The organism is Sulfurimonas sp. (genome assembly GCF_026991475.1).
In the GTDB taxonomy this organism is placed as follows: Bacteria; Campylobacterota; Campylobacteria; order Campylobacterales; family Sulfurimonadaceae; genus Sulfurimonas.
Window position 1 is genome coordinate 77995 of the sequence record NZ_JALXBK010000047.1, and the last position, 25632, is coordinate 103626.

At 35.0% G+C, this 25632-nt stretch carries 20 protein-coding genes; all 20 read right to left on the bottom strand.

Going from position 1 to position 25632, the window contains the following annotated elements:
• Positions 1 to 6: 6 nt before the first annotated feature.
• On the bottom strand, positions 7 to 1212 hold the full coding sequence (locus tag MV589_RS03740; RefSeq protein WP_297432177.1) for a hypothetical protein: 1206 nt from the start codon (positions 1210 to 1212) through the stop codon (positions 7 to 9).
• Between the two features lie 78 nt (positions 1213 to 1290).
• Positions 1291 to 3648, bottom strand: coding sequence for a tetratricopeptide repeat protein (locus MV589_RS03745; protein ID WP_297432179.1), 2358 nt, complete (start codon positions 3646 to 3648; stop codon positions 1291 to 1293).
• A 32-nt stretch (positions 3649 to 3680) separates the two neighbouring features.
• Positions 3681 to 5189: an NADH-quinone oxidoreductase subunit NuoN gene (nuoN, locus tag MV589_RS03750; protein ID WP_297432180.1), complete on the bottom strand. Its 1509-nt coding sequence runs from the start codon at positions 5187 to 5189 to the stop codon at positions 3681 to 3683.
• On the bottom strand, positions 5189 to 6748 hold the full coding sequence (locus tag MV589_RS03755) for an NADH-quinone oxidoreductase subunit M (protein ID WP_297432182.1): 1560 nt from the start codon (positions 6746 to 6748) through the stop codon (positions 5189 to 5191). Before MV589_RS03755 ends, nuoN begins: the two co-directional genes overlap by 1 nt.
• 3 nt (positions 6749 to 6751) lie before the next feature.
• Positions 6752 to 8671, bottom strand: coding sequence for an NADH-quinone oxidoreductase subunit L (nuoL, locus tag MV589_RS03760; RefSeq protein ID WP_297432183.1), 1920 nt, complete (start codon positions 8669 to 8671; stop codon positions 6752 to 6754).
• 3 nt (positions 8672 to 8674) lie between these two features.
• A complete protein-coding gene (gene nuoK, locus MV589_RS03765; protein WP_297432185.1) occupies positions 8675 to 8983 on the bottom strand; it encodes an NADH-quinone oxidoreductase subunit NuoK in 309 nt (102 codons plus the stop codon).
• Entirely contained in the window at positions 8980 to 9546 is a 567-nt protein-coding gene (locus MV589_RS03770; protein WP_297432187.1) for an NADH-quinone oxidoreductase subunit J, read from the bottom strand. The genes nuoK and MV589_RS03770 overlap by 4 nt, the downstream gene beginning before the upstream one ends.
• Before the next feature lie 12 nt (positions 9547 to 9558).
• Positions 9559 to 10176, bottom strand: coding sequence for an NADH-quinone oxidoreductase subunit NuoI (nuoI, locus tag MV589_RS03775; protein ID WP_297432189.1), 618 nt, complete (start codon positions 10174 to 10176; stop codon positions 9559 to 9561).
• 11 nt (positions 10177 to 10187) lie between these two features.
• Positions 10188 to 11177: an NADH-quinone oxidoreductase subunit NuoH gene (nuoH, locus tag MV589_RS03780; protein ID WP_297432191.1), complete on the bottom strand. Its 990-nt coding sequence runs from the start codon at positions 11175 to 11177 to the stop codon at positions 10188 to 10190.
• A gap of 3 nt (positions 11178 to 11180) precedes the next feature.
• The gene (locus MV589_RS03785; protein WP_297432193.1) at positions 11181 to 13667 is read right to left on the bottom strand and encodes an NADH-quinone oxidoreductase subunit G; all 2487 of its coding nucleotides are present in this window, start codon (positions 13665 to 13667) and stop codon (positions 11181 to 11183) included.
• A complete protein-coding gene (locus MV589_RS03790) occupies positions 13667 to 15916 on the bottom strand; it encodes a 2Fe-2S iron-sulfur cluster-binding protein (protein WP_297432194.1) in 2250 nt (749 codons plus the stop codon). The genes MV589_RS03785 and MV589_RS03790 overlap by 1 nt, the downstream gene beginning before the upstream one ends.
• Before the next feature lie 11 nt (positions 15917 to 15927).
• Positions 15928 to 17964 carry an FAD-dependent oxidoreductase gene (locus MV589_RS03795; RefSeq protein WP_297432195.1) on the bottom strand — a complete coding sequence of 679 codons (2037 nt, stop codon included), beginning with the start codon at positions 17962 to 17964 and terminating at the stop codon, positions 15928 to 15930.
• Between the two features lie 9 nt (positions 17965 to 17973).
• Positions 17974 to 18198, bottom strand: coding sequence for an NADH-ubiquinone oxidoreductase subunit E family protein (locus tag MV589_RS03800; RefSeq protein ID WP_297432197.1), 225 nt, complete (start codon positions 18196 to 18198; stop codon positions 17974 to 17976).
• Complete coding sequence (gene nuoD, locus MV589_RS03805) at positions 18198 to 19439, bottom strand: NADH dehydrogenase (quinone) subunit D (RefSeq protein ID WP_297432199.1); 1242 nt, start codon at positions 19437 to 19439, stop codon at positions 18198 to 18200. The genes MV589_RS03800 and nuoD overlap by 1 nt, the downstream gene beginning before the upstream one ends.
• A gap of 13 nt (positions 19440 to 19452) precedes the next feature.
• Entirely contained in the window at positions 19453 to 20259 is an 807-nt protein-coding gene (locus tag MV589_RS03810; RefSeq protein WP_297432201.1) for an NADH-quinone oxidoreductase subunit C, read from the bottom strand.
• Position 20260: 1 nt separating this feature from the next.
• Positions 20261 to 20770 (bottom strand): NuoB/complex I 20 kDa subunit family protein, encoded by a 510-nt coding sequence (locus MV589_RS03815; RefSeq protein ID WP_297432203.1) that lies wholly within the window; start codon positions 20768 to 20770, stop codon positions 20261 to 20263.
• Positions 20752 to 21141, bottom strand: a complete 390-nt coding sequence (locus tag MV589_RS03820) for an NAD(P)H-quinone oxidoreductase subunit 3 (protein WP_297432205.1) — start codon at positions 21139 to 21141, stop codon at positions 20752 to 20754. The genes MV589_RS03815 and MV589_RS03820 overlap by 19 nt, the downstream gene beginning before the upstream one ends.
• Before the next feature lie 163 nt (positions 21142 to 21304).
• On the bottom strand, positions 21305 to 23041 hold the full coding sequence (locus tag MV589_RS03825; protein WP_297432207.1) for an ATP-binding protein: 1737 nt from the start codon (positions 23039 to 23041) through the stop codon (positions 21305 to 21307).
• A gap of 8 nt (positions 23042 to 23049) precedes the next feature.
• Entirely contained in the window at positions 23050 to 24249 is a 1200-nt protein-coding gene (locus tag MV589_RS03830) for an OmpP1/FadL family transporter (RefSeq protein ID WP_297432209.1), read from the bottom strand.
• Positions 24249 to 25589, bottom strand: coding sequence for a prolyl oligopeptidase family serine peptidase (locus tag MV589_RS03835; protein ID WP_297432322.1), 1341 nt, complete (start codon positions 25587 to 25589; stop codon positions 24249 to 24251). Before MV589_RS03835 ends, MV589_RS03830 begins: the two co-directional genes overlap by 1 nt.
• Between the last annotated feature and the right edge of the window lie 43 nt (positions 25590 to 25632).

Here is a 25632-nt window from a genome sequence, read left to right on the forward strand (position 1 = left end):
TACTATTTAGAGTGTATTATAATAATTCTCTGCATCTACTTCATTTACATATACATGAACTACATCACCATCATTTTTATTTACAAGTTTTAAATAATTCTCAACTGGTTGCACAGTATAAGGATCAGGATTTTTTTCATCAGAATGATGTATAATTAATGTATTACCTGAAACTTCTATAGTCTCTGTTCCAGAAGATTTCTCATTACCTTTTAAATCTTCATATGTCCAAGAGTTACCATTTTCTGCAATAACAATTTTACTCATCCACGCTCCACCATTATCTTCACCTACGGCATAGAGTGTTTTCCCAGAAATCCTACTCTTCAAATTTTCCATCACTTTGGCAGAAAGAGCTTTATAATACTTCTCAGCGTCAGCTTGGGAACTGTATAATCTATGTACTATACTATCGGTTCCATAATCTTGACCTAAAATATATCCATTTTTTTGAGTAAATATAGTATATCCACCATCTGTTCCTATTGCAACTTTGTCTCCATTGTATGTAATAGAATCACTATATGTTGGGGCTTGACTATCTAAATTATATTTTTTAAATTGTGTTCCATCTGAAGATACAACAAATTTAAAAATCTCAATTGAACCATCTTCTGAATCTACAATATAGAAAGTCTTACCTGCTAACAGATCTTTAACAACACTCCCTTGTGTTGATTTAAGATGTTGTTGGGCTTCTTCTATTGTTTTAACCTTACCTTTAAAATCATGATCTCCCTGCTTCACTTGATCAACAACAACTTGTAAATCAGTCGTATCTTTTGGTACAGCTTTTGTTATGTCCTTATTTTTAATTGCATTTGTAAGAATCTCGAGAACTTTATCTGTAATTTGAATACCATTAGAAGCATTACCATCAACATCAATAGATTGTAAAAATCTTGCTACTGTTACATTATTTTCAACTATTTTTGCTTGATTTGTCAAATCAGCAGCTGACACTGTTTTCAAAGGAATACCCGCAGCTGTAAATGTACAATCTTTTCCTTTCTCAAAAGTAAAAGCTCCTGCTGCATCTGTCGTACCTGTTTTTGAACCACAAGTGTAATTAACACCAGCAACAGCACTATCAACATAGTACCCTGTTCCTGTTGTTGCTGCTTGCTCATTATTATTACTAGAACCACCACACCCTGTAAGAAGTAAAAGAGAACTCGCTATGATGCTTATTGCTAAAATACTTTTTTTCATCTTATTTCCTTATATTAATCTGAAATTATTTTATAATAAATGAGATTAATAATATATAAAAGAACAAAATGAATTATTTTAGATTTTCAATGCACTCTGAGAAAGTTTTGCCCATGAGGAATTTTTATCTGCTGCTATAGATGCTTCGTATGCTTTTTTTGCCTCTTCATCTCTCCAGAGATTACTGAGTACATTTCCTAAAAGATACTTTTGTCTTGCCCGATTTGCTGCGTTTAGCTCTCTTTTATCGAGTGATTTTATTACCTCATACGCTTTATTGTACTCCTCTTTGCTCATATATGCTTGATACAAAGTAAATTCTACAAAAGGGGTTTGTGGGTAAGAGTTAGATTTTTTTTGTATCTGCATAATTTTACTTGCGTATTTTATTATAATACTATTATCATGCATAGCATCCCCAACATTTATCATTGCAACATATCTATCTATATCTTTATAACTCCATCCAAAAATCTTCTCAATTTTTAGCATACTTTTAATCATACCATCTCTATTTTCAAGTCTCTGGTATGTATCAAATAAAATTCTATATACATCGAGATATGGCGATGTTTTGTCATTTACTATAAGTGTTATTAAATCTTTTGCCGCATCTATTACGTCAGTATAATTTCCAGTGGCAAAGGCAACTTTTATATATCTATAGAGCCATTTTTTTCTTGCTTTAACACTTTTTACTTTTAAATTTTTAATTGCTATAGTTTTAGAGAGTGAAAAATCACCCCCTTTCATAGCACATGCATATACACCATCATCCCATTTGTCTGAAAGCGTTATATTGTACTCTTGAGATATAGTGAGTACTTCCATGCAGTCTTTTTTTTCTAAAGCACGTTTCATATTTCCAGTTGCAGCTTCTTTTATAAGAGAGACAATGCCCTTGTAACTATCTTCATCAAGTTTTAAAAGCGCATTTTTAAGTGCTAGTACTTTTGAATATTTCTTCTCTTTTAACAAAAGTTTTGCTTTTTCGTAGAGTGCTTTTTCTCCTATTGTCTCATTTTTATACTCTTGTATTAGCCTGTTATATTCGCTTAATCTTGCACTTGCATTTAAATCTGAGACATCGAAAAAGAGCTCATTTTTAACATTTTCAACTATGTCAATATAATCTCCATCTGGAAATTTTTTCATATATTCATTTATAGCTTTAAGAGCTGCTTTTTTATCTTCTGTTTTAGCAAGCCATAGTGCTTTGTCTTTTAACAACTCTTCATACGCATCATAACTAGCATTAATACCTTTTAAAAGAGCAGCAGCTATAGCTGCTGCTGTTTTGTAGTCACCCATGTCCGCAAAGCTATTCATCATTTTTTGTGAAGCCTTCAAATCTTGGGCAAAAAAGCTTGGTTTAGCCTCTACTATTTTCATTGCATATTGCGCTGCTTCTTTTTTTGAACTACTCAATAAAATGTTTGCCAAACGAAACGCAGCAGTCGCAGCGACTTCTAAACTTTGTGTCTTACTAAGTGCTTTAGCATAATATTTTTGGGCCTCTTTATTTGCTCCATTATCTACAAGCATATCACCTTTATAAATATAACCCCATTGTGCAAACACACTCTGAGTATGCTCACTAAAGAGTCTGTCAAAAAAGTAATCAGCATCTGTTGATTGTGAAAGTTTTGCATAACTTTTAGCAATTAAGGAGAGCACTTCTGCAACGTTATCACTTGAAGAGTATTCTCTTAAAAAAGTTTTTGAAGAAGAGATAAGATCTTCCCAATTTTTTAGTTTGTTATATACTTTAATTTTATAGTATAGTAGTTCAGCTTTAAAAAGTGTGTTTGGATATGAATTTAAAACATCATCTATACTATCTAAACAATCATCATACTGCTGCTGTTTATAGAGTTTTTTAACATTTAAATACTCTTTTACATCTTCTACTTTTTTTATATATACTGGATTACCTTGCAGATCTAAACTTCCAACATAAGGAAGCTTGTCTTTGTTAAGGTAAAATGGAAAATCAAGTGCAATGTCAGATTGCTCTTTCTCCTTTTTTAATAATGGCATTTTTTTCTTATACCCAAGTAAAGTCCAACTTTTAGCACTACTTGCCTCAGCACTAAATACCGTAGTATCTTTAGTAAGATCAAATATATTTGAAAATAATTTTAATTTATAAATTGGCTTTATAATAATAAAAAAAGTATCTTTTTTAAGCATCGTGCTCACTCTAAAAAAATCATTCTGAAAATTTTTAATATTTTGTGAAGGTTTTTTTGAGAATGCGCATACTACTTTTGTAGTAATATCAAAATCATTTTTTATTGCTTGACAAGAAAAAGGAGTTGCTGCATTAAGATGGAGCGTAGAGTATTTTATAAAGTCATCTTTTGCACTATCAACTGATATTTCTAATGCAAAAGAGGGAACACAAAGAGAGATAAAGAGTATCCATTTTAACAAATTCCCTCTCCCTCTGTATCTAATTTTAAAGTCTAGTATCCGCTTTTATATACAAACGCAGTAATAAACTCTAAAAGAGGATTTATTGCAACAAAAGCAAATATAGTTGCTACAGCAGCAATTCCAATAATTGTACGAAGCGCTAAAGTGGCATTTGCAACATAAAGTTCACCATTAACACCAACAACAGGTTCTTTCATAAACATATAAACAATTAGTTTCAAATAATAATACCCAGCAATAGCAGAGTTTAGGGCCATAATAAGAGCAAGAACGGTATATCCACTTGTAACAGCTGAACTAATCATATAAAGTTTACCCCAAAAGAGTGCAAATGGAGGCACACCTGCCAAACTTAACATAAACAGACCCATAATAAGTGCTGCAACAGGTGAAGTTTTAATCATACCTGCAAATTTATCATAACTATGATCTGAAGACTGTCCATCAAGTAAATGTTTTTGGCGAGAAATCCATAGCATAGAGAATGAACCTAGATTTGTAAAACTAAATAAAATCCAATATAAGAACAGAGCACTATTAGCTTGTGTAGTTCCAATAAGTACAGCAGCCATTACAAAACCTGCATGAGAAATAGAACTATATGCAAGCATACGTTTTACATCAGTTTGCACAAGTGCCCACATATTTGAAGCTGTCATCGTAATTACGACAAAAGCATATAAGACAACTTCAAGCCATACAATATGACTATGAATTAAAAATTCAAAAAATCTCATAGCAACCACAAAGCCTGCAATTTTAGGAACGATAGACATATACCCTGCCATTGCCGCAGAAGCACCTTCATAAACATCTGGTGCCCATGTATGAAAAGGTATAAGTGAAAGTTTGAAAGCAAACGCAGCTAACATAAACGCAACACCAATAAGAACATATCCAATATCAGAGTATCCATTTGAAGCTAAAACTAAAGCAATTTTATTTATCTCTACTGAACCAGTAAGAGCATATAAAATCATAGCACCAAAAGCGAAAAAGCCTGCTGCTAGTGCACCCATAGTAAAGTACTTAATAGCCGCTTCAAAAGATTTGTCACGGTTATGCATAGCTATTAAAGTATATAATGCTAATGATGCAGTCTCAAGACCAACAAACACTAAAATAATATTATCAGTAGCTACCATAAACTGAAAGCCTGCAATCATAAATAAAAAGAGTGCAAAAAATTCAGGATATGAAAATTCATGAAAACGTTTATGCGTTAACGATAAAGGAATAAACAGCATCGAAGCACCAACAATTATAAATTGTCCAAGAAGTGCTAAACCATCTATAAGCACTACATCAAACATACCTAATATTGTGCCATTTTGAGAAAAGAGACCTGCACCATTTAACAAGGAAAAGAAATCCATTACTAAAAATAGTAAACTAAGTACAACATAAAGAGATTTATCTAAACCACCCTTCACTACATCAATTACTAAAATCAGCAAAGCGCCTATAATAGGGATAAGCATGGGGGTAAGAGTCATAACATTTAATGACTCAAAAGGAATATTTACTGGCGCTAACATTAGTTCACCTCCTCAATAATTGTCTCTTTCATCAGTGAAACTCTTGGTTTAGTTAAATCAGGAATTCTCTCTTTAGCCAATTCAGTTGTTGCTTTAGCATGCATCAATTTAATAATTGATGTAACAGAATTATTTATTGGTCCTAGAACCGGTTTTGGATAAACACCTAACCAGATAGCAACTATTACCAATGGAATAAGACCAAAAAGCTCTTTTTTATTTATATCAGGTAAATTTTTATTTGCCTCATTTGTAACTTCACCAAAGAAAGCTTTTTTATATGCAGCAAGCATATAAATAGCACCAACGATGATACCTGTACCAGCGAGAAGTGTTAATATATGAGATTGTTGGTAGAATCCAAGAAGACTTAAAAATTCACCAACAAAGTTAATTGTCAAAGGTAAACCAACAGAAGCCATCATCATAATACCGAAGATAGTAGCATATCTAGGCATAACATGTGCTAAACCACCAAACTCACTCATAAGTTTTGTATGACGTCTATCATAAATAACACCAACAAGCATAAAGAGTCCACCTGCTACAACTCCGTGACCTAACATCAAAAAGATAGAACCAGAAACACCCTCTACATTTAAAGCAAAAGTACCAAGTATGATAATACCCATATGTGAAATAGATGAATATGCAACAACTTGTTTAATATCCTTTTGAGCATAAGCAACCATAGCCGTGTAAATAACCATTATGATTGCCAAAATTGCGATTGGAATCATAAAGTATGCAGCAGCATCTGGAAAGAGTGGTAATGAAAATCTAACAAATGCATATGTACCCATTTTGAGTAAAATTGCCGCAAGAATTACAGAACCAATAGTAGGTGCTTGACCATGTGCATATGGCAACCAAGTATGAAATGGAAACATTGGTACCTTAATAGCAAAACCAATAAAGAAAGCAACAAACAACCACAATTGAAAATTTTCAGGCAGAACCAATCTATACCAATCTAAGATAGAGAAACTCCAAACACCTGCCGCTTGATAGTAAAAATATGCCATAAAGAGCATACCAACAAGCATAACTAGCGAACCAGCAAATGTATATAAGAAGAATTTAATTGAAGCATATATTCTAAGAGGTCCACCCCATGCACCAATGATATAAAGCATTGGTACAAGTGAAAGTTCCCAGAATGTATAAAATACGATTGCATCAAGTGCAGCAAATACACCAGCCATAGTCATCTGCAAAAATAGCAGCGTAATAATCATATATTTAATTTTTGGAGTATCTGTTAAACTAGCTATACCTAAAAATGTAAAGAATGCTGATAAAATAATAATGAATAGAGAAATTCCATCTACACCTAAAGTATAGTTAATACCAAATGCTGGGATTAAAGGAATGTTTTCCATAAATTGCATTCCAGAAACACTATTATCAAAAGCATACCATAACACTAAAGACAAAACAAATTCAACGAGAGCAACTGCAATACCATAAGTACGCATACTCTCCTTTTGAATCATGAAACCAAATACAGCTGCCAGAGCTGGAAAGAATATCAATATCGATAAAATATGATCTAACATATACTAAACTCCTAAACCTGATAAGATAGCTAAAATCTCATCAGAATATCTTGCTGTAAGTCCAAAAATTACAGCTAATGACAGTAAGCCTACAAGACCTGCTACCATCCATTTCAGCATAGTAGATAAGTTACCACTTTGCATATCTCTTGTTTTTTCACCAGTACCATAAATAATGCCAGCGATGCCATCTACAGTTGCATCTACAACTTTAAGGTCAACTTTTGTCCAGAATATTTCTGAAAGTTCTCTATACGGTTTTACTATATACTCTTCATAAGCATAAGGAATATAATATTGATTAATCAATAATTTATAAGCAAATGAATTTTCCATTTTAGATGTACCATCTGGAACTTTTACTCTTGAATTTGCATATTTTCTATATGCATAAAGAATTGCTAAGCCAACAAATAGTTGTGTTCCAACTAACATAATTAATGCAGTCCCATGTGCAATATGATACTCATGTGCATTTAATGCCTCTTCAACCATATCAAAGAAAGGTGTTTGAAGAATTCCAGCTGCAATAGCAACAAGAAGCAATGGGCTCATAGCCCATAGCATAAATCTATACGCTTCATGTGGATGTATGCCAAAAAGTTTATAACGCTCTTCACCATGGAAAATTAAAGCAACAAGTCTAAATGAATAGAATGCTGTTAAACCTGCAGTAAAAAGTAAAACACCATAAATTACCATGTGATTTCCAGAATATGCCGCTTCAAGAATTGTATCTTTAGAAAAGAAACCTGCAAAAGGAATAACACCTGCCAATGCAAGTGAACCAATCACCATCATAATCCAAGTCCACTTCATCACTTTTTTCAGTCCACCCATCTTAAATGGATCAAGTTCATCATGCATTGCATGCATAACATTACCTGCACCTAAGAATAACAATGCTTTAAAACCAGCATGTGCCATTAAGTGGAAAAGTGCAACCCAGTAAGCACCAAGACCAGCTGCTGCAAACATATATCCTAGCTGTGAAAGTGTAGAGTAGGCAATAATTCGCTTCATATCACGATTTACAAGTGCCATAGATGCAGCAAAAATTGCTACAAATGTACCAAGACTTGCAATAAATAGACCAACATGAGGGATTAAACTATAAAGCTCATGAGAACGAATTACAAGATAAACACCTGCAGTTACCATTGTAGCTGCGTGAATCAATGCTGAAACTGGTGTAGGACCTTCCATTGCATCTGCAAGCCAAGTATGGAGTGGAAATTGTGCTGATTTACCCATAGCACCGATGAAGAGAAAAATTCCAATCCAAGTAAGTGTAGCAGTCGGTAATTGATGAAATGCTGCAAAAGCACCATCATATTGGAGTGTTCCTGTATTCCAATAAATAAGGAATAGTCCAATAAGCATTCCAAGGTCAGCAATACGGTTCATAATAAATGCTTCATTCGCTGCCCATGTAGCACTCTCTTTGTGAAACCAGAAGCCAATAAGACCCCAAGAACAGAGACCAACACCTTCCCAACCAATGAAGAGACCAGCATAATTGTCACTCATTACTAGAATCATCATTGAAAATACGAATGCCGAGAGCCAAGCAAAAAATCTATTAAATCCTCTGTCGTGATCCATATATCCAATCGCATAAACATGTACAACGGATGAGACTAAAGTAACAACCATCATCATAGTAACAGAAATTTGATCTACCATAAATCCAAACGGAATATAAAGACCACCTGTTTGCATCCATGTCATCATAGTCACATGAATCGGTTCGCCAGTCTCTAATATATGTGTTAAGAGTACAGTACTACTTATAAATGAAGTTATAATCAATAGACTCGCAACTATACCTGTAAAAAGTTTCTTTGGTGTCGCTGTAAAAAGAGCTGAAAACAAAGAACTTACTAAAGGTGCGAAAAGAGCTATATATAAATATTTTTCCATTCTTTATCCTTTCATTGTTGTAAGTGCATCTAAATCAATTGAACCATGGCGTTTATACCATACTATCAATAGACCGAGTCCAACTGCAACTTCAGAAGCAGCAACAGCAATAATGAAAAACGCAAACATTTGTCCCGTCATATCACCATAATAGTGTGAAATTGCGGCAAAAGCTATATTTACTGCGTTTAATAAAATTTCAGTTGCAAAAAACAGTAAAAGCAGGTTTTTTCTACGCATTACACCTACTAAACCAATTGCAAATAAAATTGTAGATAAAACAAGATAGTGGTTTAAACCTATTTCCATCATGAAAGCACCTTTTTATTTTTTTCTATTTCAAGTTCAGCATCATTTGTCAATGTAATTGAACGATCCATTTTCTTACCAGCAAGTACAATACCTGCTACCATTGCTACTAAAAGCATCACTGCTGCTAGTTCAAATGGAACAAGGTACTTTGTAAAAAGAACTAAACCAACATTTTGAGTATTACCCATGCTATCAATTGCAGGATAGAATGCAACAATATTATCAGACACCATCGGCGCAGCTACAATAAGAACAACCAATACAGCCGCTAATGTAGATAAACCAGTAATAATAAATTTATTACCTTGTTTCTCTTTTACACTACGAGTTGTATCAAAGAACATCATACCAAACGCATATAGAGCCATCACAGCACCAGTATAAACGATTATTTGAATCGCACCTAAAAAATCAGCACCTAGAATAAAGAAAAATGCCGATATAAAAATCATCCCTGCTGCTAACGCAGTTAATGCATATAACGCCTGAGATGTTGTTACCGTAATAATAAACATCGTAATCGTTAAAAATGCAAACAAGTAAAACGCTACCGCTTCAAACATAATCAAAACTCCTTAATATGCTAGAGGTGTCTTTTTAACACGCTCGTCTTCATGTGGTGTGATAGAACCAAAACCTTCAAATTCCAACTGTTTTCCAGCTTTCATTGTATCTATTGGTGTTAACATATCTTCATATAAAATAAAGTGTTCCCTTTGGTCTGACGCATTTTCATACTCTCCACCATGTGTAATAGCAAGTTCAGGGCAAACTTCAGCACAATATCCACAAAAAATACAACGCCCAAGATTGATCGTATATTCAGAGACCTCTTTACGAGAATTCTCATCTATTTTTGTATCTATACGAATACAATCAGATATACAAATCTTTTCACAGAGTCCACAACCAATACATCTTTCAGTATCACTTTCCCATAAACGTTTCATCTGATGTACAGCACGATAACGAGGGCCAATAGGCATTTTCTCTTGAGGGTACTGAACAGTATGAATATCAAAACGAATCATCTCTCTCATAACTACCCAAAGACCGACAAAAAGCTCGCCTCTGAAACTTCTCTTTACTACACGCTTAAACTTACCCCAACCATCAGTAGGATAATCTTCAATATCAACTAAAAAGTAGCCATTATCAGCTACATTTCTATCATTAAATGCTTCCATTTTCATTCATTATCCCCTTAAAACATCATCACAAAGCCAGTGATAACTACATTTATCACTGCTATTGGCATAAGCACTTTCCAACACAACCACATAAGTTGATCTGGTCTTACATCTGGCCACGCAGCTCTTGTCCATAAAAAGAAGAAAAAGAAAAATGCAACTTTTGCAAGTAATCCCATCGCACCAAGAAATGAACCATCACCAAAACCACCTAAAAAGATAAGAGGAATAACAAATGAGATAAAAAACATATTTGCATACTCACCAATGAAGAAAAGTCCCCATCTCATACCAGAATACTCAGTACCAAAACCATCAATAATCTCATGATCATTCGCAATTAAATGAAATGGTGTACGACCAGTTTCAGCAAATGCTGAAATCCAAAAGAGTATAAACGCAACAGGCTGAGACCATACTATCCAATGAGAAATACCACCAACTTGATAATTGTTAAAATCAACTAATGAAAGAGATCCAACCATCATAATAGGTGCAAGTATTGCTAAACCACTAACAACTTCATACGAAATAAATACAGCGGCAGTACGCGCAGCTGAGAGTAGTGAAAATTTATTTGCAGATGCCATACCACCTAGCATAGGACCATAGAGTCCAACCGCCATCATTCCTAGAATATAGAGTATACCAATGTTAACATCAGCAACAATTGGATGTACTGTATAACCAAAAATCGTAAATTGTGGAAAAAATGGAATCGCAGCAGCTGCCATAAACGCAGTAGCAGCAGTAATAACTGGCGCTATTTTAAATATTGGAGCAACAACATTTGTTGGAACAATATCCTCTTTTGTAAAAAGTTTTACACCATCAGCAGCAACTTGCAAGAGTCCATAAGGACCAACATACATTGGCCCTAAACGGCGTTGCATAAATGCCAAAATTTTACGCTCAAAATATGTACCAATACCAGCTAATGCTGAAAATATAAGTAAGATTACAACGACTTTAATTATCGTTTCAATTAGATATGCTGTATCCATATATTACACCTTTTCTATCGAAGCTGCACTAAAACGGTAACCGTCAAAGAGAACCTCTGAATTTAAATTTTTGTCAAATGTTGGTAAAACTACAATTGAACCTGCAATTTTATTATCACTCACCACGTTTGCTGTAAGTTCCCCACTTGCAGTTTTCACTTTTACACGGTCACCTTCATTGAAATCAGAGCTAGATAAATACTCTTCACTCATATAAACACCACTCTTCTCATCAAGATTAGTAGTCTTTTGTGTAAACGCTGTAAACTGTCTTACAGGATTAGCTAGATAGATTATACAATCTTCAAGCTTATCATCGCTGAATTTTTCAACACTTTCATCATCATCGGTTGTAACTGCTACATTTTCTAACACATAACCGCGAACTTCTGTCCCATCATTCTCATAATGATTTGGAAGTGTATCAAACGCTTGCGCTTTAAATCCAACAGTAGTTGGAAGTTTCACAGTGTAGTCAATCACATTTTTCGCATCAAATCCAAGTGCATTTGCAATATCATTAAGCTCATATCCATTGTAGCCAATAGCTGCGTTTGTAGGATTTACACGCTTGTTAATACTTGTCAATGTCCCCTCTTGTTGGTTGATTGCTGGCATATCTAAATCACCATCACCAAGTCCAGAGAGTACAAAATCACCATCTGTATTATATGCAACAGTGTAATCTCCTCTTTCATCATCGAGCTCACAAATAAGTGAAACACCAAGAGTGTTTGTAAGTGCAGGAATCATCACAAGTTCAAATTTAGAGTATTTCTCAACTAGAGCAACAAGACGCGCTAAGTTTCTAGCATTTGGATGTTTATATAAATCTGGACCGACCATAAGGGCAAAAGTCTCTTTTTTCTTAAGGTTTTTCTCTAAAGTTTCCATAAATTTATCATCAGCACCTAAAATTTCAAGGAGTTTGTTATTATCTACTACAACTTCTTTAGATACTTTTTTAGGAACCATTTTAGATTTTTCTACTTCTACTTCTTCCTCTTCACCTGTCTCTTCATTCACTTTTTTCTCAATAACTTTCTCTATGACTTTTTCTTTAATAGTCTCAGTTACAGTGACTGTTTTTTCAGAGTGAAATGATGCAAGATACTTAACAATATCTTTTGGTAACTTCTCTTTATCGCCAAAGAGATCAAGCACCAAATACAGAGCTGCCTCTTCTTGAAGTGGAGCATGAGTAACAGTCATTATTGACTTACCAAGACCTTCAATAATAGGATCTTTCACAGGATGAAAATAGAGCCCAGCACCTTTACTTACTGTAAGTGAGTTATTGAGTGCATATCTTGCGTTTGGATTATCAGTTTTGAGCGCTGACCCAACAGAGACTATAAAGTTTGTAGTATGTACTTTTTCTAAATCGCTGCCATAAAGTTTCGTACCACTAATTTTACTATACTCATTTAAAAATGTTTGGAATGCTTTTGCTTCACTGTTTACAAGTTTGTATCCAAACTTCTCTTTCATTGCTTGAAGCAAATATGCCTCTTCATTTGTAATAGTAGAAGTAAACGCAATAGTGTCTGCTTTTTTAAATGCAGCCACAGCAGCATCAAACGCAGCTTCATCTTTTGTAGCATCTGCATTTTGATAATCAAATCCATAACGTCCAGCCCCACAAAGTGAAACATAGTTCCACTCATTCATCACACGGTAAATCTTATCTTCAGGATTATCAATACTTCCATGTTTTACATCATAAGAGAGTTGGCATCCAGCAGAACAGTGACCACAAGTTGCTGGAATTTGATTGAGTTCCCATGCATTTGATGTGTACATAAAGTGTGTATCTACAAGCGCTCCAACAGGACAAACTGAAGCACACTCACCACAAGAAGTACAATCAAGAACATCTGTTCCATTTGTAAGTCCAATGACAGACTTGTTAAGCTTATTCCACATTGCGTATGCATCTTTTGGCATTTCAGCTTTATAGTCCGCATTTAAAGCATCTGCTCCACGAGGAATAGTTTTTAAAGAGTTGTCACCTATCATATCTTTACAAGCAGTTACACAACGCTCACATACAATACAAAGACCCGGATCATAATGTAAATGTCCCCAGTCATGAGAACTTCTATCTACATCTTTAATCGCATAGTTTTGAGAATCAACACCCATAAGGAGTGTATAGTTTTGTAACTCACACTCACCTGATTGATCACAAACACCACACTGAAGTGGATGATTGACATCATAAACTTCCATAATAGCACGACGCTCTTTTTCAATATTTTCTGTGGTCGTTGTGATATTCATTCCATCTTTTGCCTTAGCATTACAAGCATATACCTGCTTCCCATCTGCTTCAACTAAACAGATACGACATGCCAAAGTTGGACTACATCTTGTTAAATAACATATTGCAGGAATAAAAATATCATTTGCACGGGCTGCGTTTAATAAAAACTCACCCTCTTGCGTTTGAACCTCTTTTCCATCAATATTTATAGTAATCTTACTCATTATACTACTCTCACTATTTTGGATTTTTCAAATCTATATTGACTAAAATCTGCTGTCATATCAAAGCTTGGATTTAGCGCTATAGTTCCTTTTAATTCATCATCTTGTTTAAAGAGACGCTTTATGGTTTTTGAAGCAAAACGAATCTCTACTTCGTCACCGTCAGATATTCGAGCCGCTGCAGCAAACTGTGCAGAACCTCTTAAAGTGGTATCTTTTTCTAACTGTTTCGTTTTATTTGTAAACTGGTTAAATTGTAAAACAGGGTTACAGTGATAAATTACGGTACCATTAAACTCTGGCAACTCTGCAACCTCTTCTATTTTACCATCACCCTCGCAAGTAACTTCATCTAAAAGATACCCTCTTACGTCTTCACCGTAAACACTATAAAAGTTTTCAAGTGCATCAAACGCAACTGCTTTAAAACCTTTTGCTGTTGACAACTCTTTTGTATACTCAATCGTATTCTCTTTTTGCATACCTAAAGCATTTGCTAAATCATTTAAATTATACCCATCAAAAGCTAAAGCAACATTAAGTGGGAGAACTTGATTATCAACATTTACCACGCTACCTTCTACTTGGTTAAGTGCAGGCATAGCTAAATCAGCCTCTTTTAGAGATGAGAGTACAAAGTCACCTGCTGCGTTATAACCAACAACATCTGCTATATTTTCATCACGATCAAGTTCACAAAGAAGAGAGACACCAGCTGTATTTACTTCATTTGGTACAACTACTAAAGAAAAATCTGTATATTTTTCAATAAGTGCCACAAGTTTTGCAATATTTTTCGCTCTTGAGTGTGCAAACAAATCACTACCAACAATTAAAACACGCTTATGCGCTCTTGTAAAAGCTTTACTCATAGATTTAAGTTCATCATCACCAATATTACTTTCAGCTTCTAAATACCCTAAATCTAAATCATCTAAAAATGCTCTACTTGACTCATCTATATCTACATTTTGTAGTAGTTCATTTGCAAGCAGTGCTATAACACCCTCTTCTGAACCTGCTTCATATTTCATAAGCTGCGTTGCAGTGTTTTTCATTAAAGCATCTTCCATAGGATGTGCATAGACAATTTTTGCACCATTATGTTGTGATGCAGTTCTTAATGCATATCGTACCATCGGGTTATCAGTTGCTATTCTTGTACCAAAAACAATGGCTGCATCTGCTTGTTTAATAGCATCTAAAGAGCCACTATGGTGTAATTTTCCACTTATAGAGCTATATGCACTCATAAATTCACCATAGAGTCTTGCATCTTCATTGAAAAGTTTCACACCTAACTTCTCTTTTAAAAGTTGTAAAATATGTGCCTCTTCATTTGTAATCATTGAAGAAAAACGGATAGCATTTGCACTTTTTAGAGTCTCAACTGCCTTATTAAACGCAGCTTCATCTTTTTGTGCACTATTTTGAAAATCAAATCCAAATCTACCAGCACCACATAGTGTTGTAAATTCATAATTGTTTTTCACTCTATAAATAGAATTTGCATTCTGTGTTCTATCACTACCATGTTTTACTTCATACTCTAAAGAACACCCTGCCGAACAGTGTGCACATGTTGATGGAATACGTGAGAGTTCCCATGCATTTGCAGAGTATTTAAAGTCAGAACTTACAAGTGCGCCAACAGGACAAACTGCGATACACTCTCCACAAAAAGTACAATCAAGAGTATCTGCATTTTTTGGAATAATAGATGAAGAGTATCCACCAAATTTTACATCAATTGCATCATCGCCTATCACTTCATTACAGACATGCACACACTTCTCACACATAATACAGAGTGCAGGATCATAATTTATAACTCCCCACTCCTTTACTGTTCTATGTTGATCTTTCGCTGAGAATTCTTGTTGTGATACACCAAATTCCAAAGTCATATTTTGTAGGTCACACTCTCCTGACTTGTCACATACACCACACTCTAAAGGATGATTTACATCATAAAGCTTCATAATATTTGTGCGTTCAAGTTCAAGCTCTTGAGAGTTCGTTTTTACTTCTATACCCTCAGTAGGAGGTGTATTACAACTTAATATAAAACCATCAACACCCTCAACTTCAACAGAACAGATACGACACGACGCACATGGAGATGTTTTTGAAATATAGCACATAGTAGGGATATAGATGTCATTTTTTCTTGCTACTTGCAAGATAGTTTCACCCTTTTGTGCAGTTACCTCTTTGCCATCAATTTTAAAATTAATTATTTTACTCATTCATGACCTCCTTACGCCTGTACCATAGCGATGTAATAACAGCGCATACAGCGTTCAGCTTCACTGAGTGCTTCATCTTGTGTAAAGCCTAAGTTTACCTCTGCATTGTTATGTTTACGATACTCAGCATCTAAAACTGATGAGTGCTCACGAGGAAGGCCTGGAAGCCAACCGCTTACTTTCTCTTTTTTATCATAAACTTTCAATTTTGCAAGGTGATCTTCCATTATTTCATCATCGCTCAAAGTAATTTCACCACTTTGCACATAACGGCTAATGACAGAAGCTCCACGTTTGGCTTGACCGACTGCGTTTACAATAGTCATAGGACCATATTCACAATCTCCAGAAGCAAAAATTCCCTTACGAGAAGTCATATAATCTTTCCCATTTGTTTTAATAGTCGCCCATGAGGTCATCTCAATATCCCACTCCTCAGGCAAAAAGCCCAAATCAGCACTTTGAGAAACCGCAGGTATAAGATAATCTGCTTCTATAGTATAAGATTCACCCTCAATTTTTACAAGTTGTGCACGACCACCATTTGGATCAGGAACAAGCTCAAACTTATCAATTAAAAGCTCTCTTAAAATATCATCATCATCAGTTGTAATGTTATTAACCGCTGAATGAAATAAAAATTCTACACCCTCTTCAACAGCTTCGTGATACTCTTCATAAGTTGTATTGCGAATAATAGTCTTTTCATCACGGCGATAAATCATATACACTTTTTTTGCACCCGCTCTAATTGAACAACGCACAACATCCATAGATGTAAATCCACCACCAACACAGACAACTGTTTTACCAGTTAAGTCCACAAAATCAGTTGGAAGCATCTGCTTCTCTTGGACTTCTTTTGGTGTTTTGATGTCAAATTTCTCATAAAGGTTTACCCAATCAAGAAAATCAATTGCACCCCAGTACCCTTTTATCTCTTCTCGTTCATTTTCACAACGAACCTTTTTAGAAATACGCGTACCAGAAGCTATCATTGTTGCATCATACTCTTTCTCAAAGCGACGCATATCTTCATCGGTTACCTTATAATTTGTAATAAAGTTAACACCCATATCTCGTACACACTCTATGTCTTGCATATATTTATCCCAAGGCATACGATACTCAGGAACACCGACAGTTACTTCACCACCAAGAACAGGAAGTTCTTCATAAACATCTACTTCGACACCATCTGCACAAAGATAATATGCTGTAGTAAGCCCGGCAGGACCAGCACCTACAACAGCCACTTTTTTGCCATTTGCAGGTTTCTTCTTCATAGGATGAAAAAAGTCATAACCATGATCAGTTTCCCAATCAGCACCGAGACGCTTGAGTGACATAATAGAGATAGGCTCATCTAAATTTGTTCTACGACAAGCATCCTCACATGGATGTGGACAGACACGACCACAAACATGTGCTAGCGGCATAGTCTGGCGAGTAGCCTCTAGGGAGTCATCAAAGCGTAAATCTCTTACACCTTCAATATAACCGGGAATATCAACATGTGATGGACAAGCATCTGTACAAGGTGCTGTTATTTTTGCAATATAAGCTACACTTTCATCATAATGAATAGATTTTTTCTTCTCATTAATACACTCTAAAAAAGTATCTTCAAAATGCTCCATCAAATCTAAAATAGGATTTGGAACAGTTTTTCCAATCTCACATTTAGAAGTAACCTGCATACTTTTTGCTATCTCTTTTAAGTGATCTAAATCAGAAATTTCACCCTCACCACGAGCAATTTTATCGAGTACATCATATAAAATACGACCACCCCAACGACCAGGAGCACAACGCCCGCACGCTTCAGAATAGACCTGATACTGTGCCGCATACTCCATAGCCAAACGAATAACATCTACATTCTCATGAAACAGTGCAACACCGTCCCAACCTATAAAGGCTTTTGAGTCTCGATGATCATCATATTGTGCTGGTAGATTATAAGCTGACTCTTCCCACTCTTCTTCTGGCTTGCCTATATTATTTATAGACTCCCCATTCCAAGTAGAAAAATATACTTTACTCAAAACAGATTCCTATTTTTTAACAACGATAGTCCAATCGACTTCGTTAAATTTTAGTGAGTTATACAGTTCATACCCACACTCTTTTACCAAATCAGCAGAGCGCTGAATTGGAGTAAAATCGCCTATTTCAAAAAGAAAAATCAATGTTTCATTCTCTTTATGCTTTTCACCTAAAATCTCTTTCATACGAGGTTCAAAATCATTTCCGAGTTTTCTTAAGTCATATCTTTTCATTATCTGTCAACCTCACCAAATACGATATTTGTAGTACCAATAATAGATACAACATCCGGAATATAGTGACCAGGTAAAAGGTCAGTTAAAATCCCTGTATGCCAGAACGATGGCGCACGAAGTTTCAATCTATATGGATATGGTCCACCTTGCGAATTAATGTAGAAGCCAAGCTCACCTTTTGGTGATTCTGTAGCCACATAAACTTCACCAACCGGTGGTCTCATACCTTGTGTTACAAGTACAAAATGTTGCATCAAAGAGTAGTTTTGTGTCATAATATCTAGCTTAGGTGCTGAGATATATTTTGGAGCATGAGCCATAAGCTCTGTTTGACCATCTTTTTCACACTGCTCATACATTTCCATACATTGATAAAGAATTTTTGCAGATTCACGCATCTCTTCCATATAAACACGGTAACGCGCAAAGTTATCACCTTTATCTGAAAAAGGTACATTAAATTCTACTTCATCATATAACTCGTATGGCTCTTCTTTACGAATATCCCAAGCAACACCAGAAGCTCTAAGCATTGGACCTGTACATGCCCAAGAGAGTGCCATTTCAGTTGAGATAGTTCCAACCTCTTCCATTCTCATAAGCCAAATACGGTTAGAATCCAGTAAATCTTCATAATCTTTAATATTTTGAGGAAGTTTATTTAAAAACACTCTTAATTGGTGTAAGAAACTATCTTGAATATCTAAAGGAACACCACCAATACGAATAGCAGCATGTGTCAAACGCGCACCACAATAACCTTCAATAATATCCATAAGATATTCTCTTTCACGGAATGCGAAAAGAAAAACTGTCATTGCCCCAATATCTAGTGCTGTCGTTGCTAACCAGAAAAGATGAGACATCAAACGGTTAATCTCTAAAAGAAGCATACGAATAACTTTTGCACGACGAGGAACTTCAAGCCCAATAAGTTTTTCAACTGCAAGAGCAAACCCATAGTTGTTTGAAGATGAAGCAATATAATCCATACGGTCAGTTGTAGGCATAAACTCGTTATAAATCATATTTTCAGCCATCTTCTCCATACCACGGTGAAGATACCCTACATCGGGATGTGCTTTAACAATCTGTTCTTGTTGCAAATGCAACATTAAACGCAACTGTCCGTGAGCAGATGGATGTTGTGGACCAAAGTTTAGTACCAGTTCATTGTCATCTCTGTCAAATGTTATATTTTCAAAAAATGGTGTTAATCTATTTTTTACTTGTGCCATATTTTATACCACCCTATCTTTGTGGATCATCAATTACTTTTGATGACTCTTTATCTAATTTTGTAACCATAAATACGCCACCCTCTTCTTGATAAGATTCAACATGAGGCTCTTCATTACCTGTAATCTCAGTACCTTTTGGAACTTCAAATCCAAGACGAGAAAAACGCTCAGAATCATATCTATCAACACGAGCAGTATCACGAAGTTCAGGCCCAATAATATCGCGAGCCTCTTTTCCATAAATTTTATCTACTTCATACCATGCAGCAAACTCATCACCCTCAAGAGGATATGTTTTAAGAAGTGGATGTCCCTGCCAGTCGTATGGCATCAAAATACGCTTCATAAATGGATGGTTATTTGCTTCAATTCCAAACATATCAAACATTTCACGCTCAGCCCAATCTGCACTTCTAAAGAGTTTTTCTACAGAGTCAACAGCTTGACCATTCTCAATAAAATACTTCACACGAATACGCTTGCGCTTAGTCATAGAAAGCATTTGGTAAAAGATTTCAAAAGTGTTATCTTTTGCAAGCCAATCAATAGCGCTCATCTCTGAGAGTTGTGTATATGCTAATTCATCTCTCATAAGTTCTAAAACACCATATATATCGTGAGCATTGATGTACACAACCATTTGCTCTACTTGAATATATGCATCTTTTACTTCAAACTTTGCTTTAATAGCCTCTAAATCAGCTGCAAAAACAGCATCTGTATCTACCGCAGATTTTGGCACTTGTGGTGCAACATAAAATCTGTCAGTATAGTAAGCTTTTGCTTGTACATTGTCTTTAGGTTTATACGCTCTCATATTACATTAACCTTTTAGCTTTTTGTGCATTGCCTGCTTTGTTAGCACGAATCTTTTTTTGTAACAACATTACACCATACTGAAGTGTTTCAGGACGAGGTGCACAACCAGGAAGATACAAATCAACAGGAATAATTCTATCAACACCTTGAACAGTTGCATAAGTGTTGAACATACCACCAGTATTAGCACATGAACCCATACTTATTACCCATCTTGGCTCTGTCATTTGGTCATACAAACGTTTAATAAACTCAGAGTGTTTTTTTGTAAGCGTTCCCGCAACAATCATTACATCTGATTGACGAGGAGAAGCTCTAAAAATAGTACCAAAACGGTCAAAGTCATATCTTGATGCACCCGCTGCCATCATCTCAATACCACAACAAGCAAGACCATAAGTCATAGCCCAAAGGGAGTTTGAACGCCCCCAGTTTACAATTTTATCAACACTTGTAAGTGCTATTGGTAAACCGGCATCTTGTGTATAATTTACTTTATGTTGTGCCATTCTAATGCTCCTTTTTTCCATGCATATACAAAACCAATTGCTAAGAGAACTATGAAAGTTACCATCTCAACAAAACCAAACCAGCCAAGAACTTTAAAGTCTACTGCCCATGGGAACATAAATACGATTTCAACATCAAATAGCAAAAATAGCAGTGCAAACAGATAAAACTGTGGTGACACTCTATTTGGCTGTTTTGTGATTTCTGGTCCACATTCATAAACTGAAAGTTTAATCTTTTCACTATCTTTGCGTGCAAGCGCACGACTCGCTAGTCTAGCCACTACAGTCGTTGTAATGAATGCACCAAATGTTATAACAAACAGTACAAAGACCCCAAAATACGGATTTGCAGTGTTAATATGCTCCATATAAACCTACCTTTTTAAATTAAAAGTTGTATTTCTAACCCATACTTCATTAGAAAAAACAGTTCATTTACTATATCTAAAAGAGTATTAAAAAAAGTTGTGATGGAAGGAAAAAGGGGAAATGATGTCACTTAATGCAACATCATTAAGGTAAAATATTTGTTTATTTATTCAAAAAGCCCATAGACTTTTCACTATCAAAATTTGCATCTCTCTCTTTTCTAATTTCATCTATAAAATCTTTTAGCATAAACAGAGGTTTTTCTTTTACAGCAACTTTGTAGGCTGTGTTTTTTATGATGAGATTTATTTGCCCACCTGTGAGAGAATACTCTGCAAGTTTTTCTACATCAAAATTCTCTTCATAAGGAGCATCTTTTGGAAGCATTTTTTCCCAAAGTTCTAATCTCTGCTCTTTATTTGGTTTTTTAAACTCTATTTTATAGTTAAATCTTCTTGAAAATGCTTTATCTATATTTTCAAGTAAATTGGTTGTTGCGATAAGCATTCCCTTAAAGTTTTCAATTTGCTCTAAAAAAATATTTTGCATTTGGTTATGCATCTGATCAGAACCAGTGATATTCCCACTACTTCTTGCACCTAAAAACTGGTCTGCCTCATTAAGTAGTAAAATTGGTTCTGTCTTAGTTTTAGCACTCAAATCATAAAAAGTATCGAAAATCTTACGCACATTTTTTTCACTCTCTCCCACATACATTGAAAGAATTTTAGAACAGTCAAACGCAAGAACCTGTCGTTTAAGTGATTTTGCAAGGGAGTATGCTGTCATTGTTTTTCCCGTTCCAGCTGCACCATAAAAGATTATACGCGCATCAATACCGCTCTTTTTATCTTTTATGCCCCACTTTACAAGACGAGAAACAACATCTTTATCTACCTGTTTCATCAAGTTTTCAAGTGTCTCTTTTGTACTCTCATTAAGAACAACATCATCCAAAGAGGTATAGCTGTCTATAAGTTCAAATATATCTTGTTCAGCTACTAAAGCACCAAGTTTCAAACGTGTTACTTTTTTTGTTTTTTGAGGATGAATAATACTTTGAAGCACATCATCTACAATGTAAAAAGAACGACTTATGCCACCAAATGGATTGAGCATCTCCTCATAATCAATAATACCGCTACTCAAAAGGTTCGAGCCTTCTTCTAAAAGAGAGCGATTTTTTATACGTTCATAATCATCTAAAGAGATTAAATCAATAAGCGTATTCATCTCGCGCAAAGATGAGTCAGTAGAGCCATACTCTTCACGCAATAGTGCAATGAAAATTACCTGCTCGTAGTTACTCATCTTCTTTTGTTTAAAAAATTTATCGAGTCCCAAATTTTCGGAGGTCTGTTTAACTCTCTCCTCTATGCGTTTTTCGAGATGTTGGAGTTTGTTTTGTAGTCTGTCTATACCCAAAGAGTGTTCATGCACATTTTGACGGATGACGCTCATTTTTTGATAAAGCTCAATTCTAAAAAACTGGTCTTGGAGGTATTCAAGATGATCTGCATAGGGCTTAATGTCTGGTAAATCCAAATCAAGAGTACCATCTTGCAGTAGTTTTAAAAACGAAGGGGTAAGTCCTACCGCACTGTTTAAAAGTTCTAAGGGAGTCACCTCTGAAATTTTCACAGGAGTAAAACTCTGCTGGTGCAACCAACCAAGTTCTAGTAAATTTTTTACCTCTTTTAGATGTTGTAAATGCTCATAATTCTCACTTTTATACAAATCTTGTAACAGCTCAAGGACAAGCATATCATCTTGCCCTTTCATATATTTAGCTGCAATATGGCGCAACATTTTTGCCTCATCTTTATTACATTTAAGATGTATAAAGATATCCGATTTTTCTATCTCTTTTGTTTTTAAAAAATTAACTAAAGTCTTCAACTGTTTCCTTAAAATTTATATCCAAGTCCTGCAGACATAATCAATACATTTGAGTTTGAGAACTCACCATTTACATCACTGTTTGTAACTTTTCTTTTATCTCTCATAGAGTAAAGTGCTGAAAAACCTACATTGAGATTTTTTGAGTATTGGTAACGCACCCCGCCAGAGACTGAAACCGAATCTGAATCAGGTAGTTCAAAACCTAGACTCTTGTTAGGTATCGGAGATTCATCTTTTACAGCACCTGCCATAAGAGTGTACCTCTTCATTTGCTGTGTTATACCCAAACGATAAACATTTGTATCTTTCCAGTCTTTTGCAATTGGGTCATCAAAATAAGGCTTCAAAATAGTCGGACTATTACTTACATAATTAAAATCAAGATTTTTATATGCGGACCAGTTTACTCTTTCATAGACAAATTCAACTGTTGTTTGTGTTGGAAATGTATACGCTACTGCTGCATCTATAGTCGCTGGGAGAGGCACAGTTACACTTGAACCACCATCATAGACTTTCGCATTACCAATATATAATTTTGCATTTCCCTCAACTGTTAAATCCACGTTCGATCTATATGTTAAACCTATTTCTAAGGCTTTTGTTGGTTTATATGCAAGTGCCAAATTGTAGCCCATATCAATGCTGTCTCCTGTCATATCACGAGAAATAGCAGCTGAACTTTTAACTATACCAGTAGTGCTAACAACTCGAAAACCAACTGCAACACCAAGCTTATCATTTATTTTAAACGCAGCACTTGGATTTATCTCTATTACTTTTAGCGTAAATTCTTTAGCTTTCTCAACAGCAGGAGAATCATTCCATCTTTTGGATAGTCCACCTGGGACTACAATGCTTAAACCTACACGAGCATTATTTCCAAGTTTTTTTGAAACATAATGCAATGAGGGCAAAATAAAAGTCTCTTTTTTTGCACTTATATCCGTTGTACCATCATTAGATTTATACCTTACTGGATCAAGCCCAATATAAATCAAGTCTGCTTCAATATGTTGTTTATTTTCCATAAATACCATATTTGCAGGATTTGAATAAGCATTCTCTGCACCATGAGAGTGTGCGACATTTGCCGCAGAGAGTGCTATTGCATTAAGTGATGTTTCTGGTATTTTGTATCCACCTCCATAAAGAGTTCCCGCAGCTACTAAAGAAAGTGTTGTTACTTTAATTATATTTTTCATTATATATCTCCATTTCTAATCTCAGCAAACCATTTTACTGCAGTTGCATAAGCTGCGGGCACACAATTTACATGAACAAAAGGATGTGTTGCATCTTTCTGTTGAGATAATATTCCAGTTGGAATAGGCGTAAGAGTTACATCTGCACCGTTGGCTTTAAATTTATTGTATATATCATTAGATTCACTAAAAGGAATAATATCATCATCAACACACTGAATAAAGTTCATTTTACTTCTTGGTGTCCAATTATCAAGATTGTTTTCAGCAAACTTTTGTCTCATAATATTATTTTGATTATTTTGATAATCAGAAATGAAGCTGTCTTTAAAAAGTTCATTTGTTGCATGGGTATAAAATCCATAATCTCCATTAGCAGGGTCTGCTAAGCCAAGTATAGTATGAATAGGTACTGTATCGTACTGTCCACTAAACGCTAATTGAAACTGAGCTAAAGATGGAATTGCAATATCACTTAGATTAACATCATTATAGTAATGAGTATAAGAATAAGCTAAATCAGCCAAAAACGCAGGATACGCCATTGCTTGTGTTGCATTTAAATCAACATCAGCCAATGCTTCAACATTATATGGACCAGCCATAGGAGCAACACCCATTAAATTAACTTTATCTGAGAAGTTCTTTTCAACATCCTCAGCCATAGCAAGAGCATTATATCCACCCTCAGAGTAACCAGAAATATAGAGTTGATAATTCAATACTACATTTGTATTTTTCATATATGTCATACTAGCTTTTAGCATATCTACTGCTTCTCTTGCTGCCGCTTTTTTCAATATATATGGATGTACCGTTGTATTTGAATCACCAAAACCAATATAATCTGGATAAATTGCTGCAAATCCAGCATACCCTGTCATTAAAACTGCTTGAGTATAATCGGGTAAGCCATTTGAAACTTCTGTATTACTTGGAGCTTCAGAATCTGCAAAAATCGTTCCATGATTATTACAAAGCATTGAAACAGAAAACGGTTGTTTTCCTTGTGAAAGACGATACTGTTGGTACTGAGCTGTAGCAGTTGGAATAACTAACAGACCTGAAGCAACTGCTGGTTTATCATCTTGACCAACTGTTTTATAACTAATTTTGATTGCTTTATATCCAAAAGCATTTAGTGCATTTGGATCTATTTTATCATGAATTACTTGCAACATTGTTGAGGCATTAATATCATCAATGACTGTTGCTTTTACTAGATTATTAAGATCCCCACTAACACTGTCTGTTCCATCATTCCCACTAACCCCACATGCACTCATAAAGCCTATAAGTGATAAAGAGACAGCATATACCGCACTTTTTTTTAGATACATTTTTAACAAAATTTAACTCCCCTTATAAAAATATACTCATATT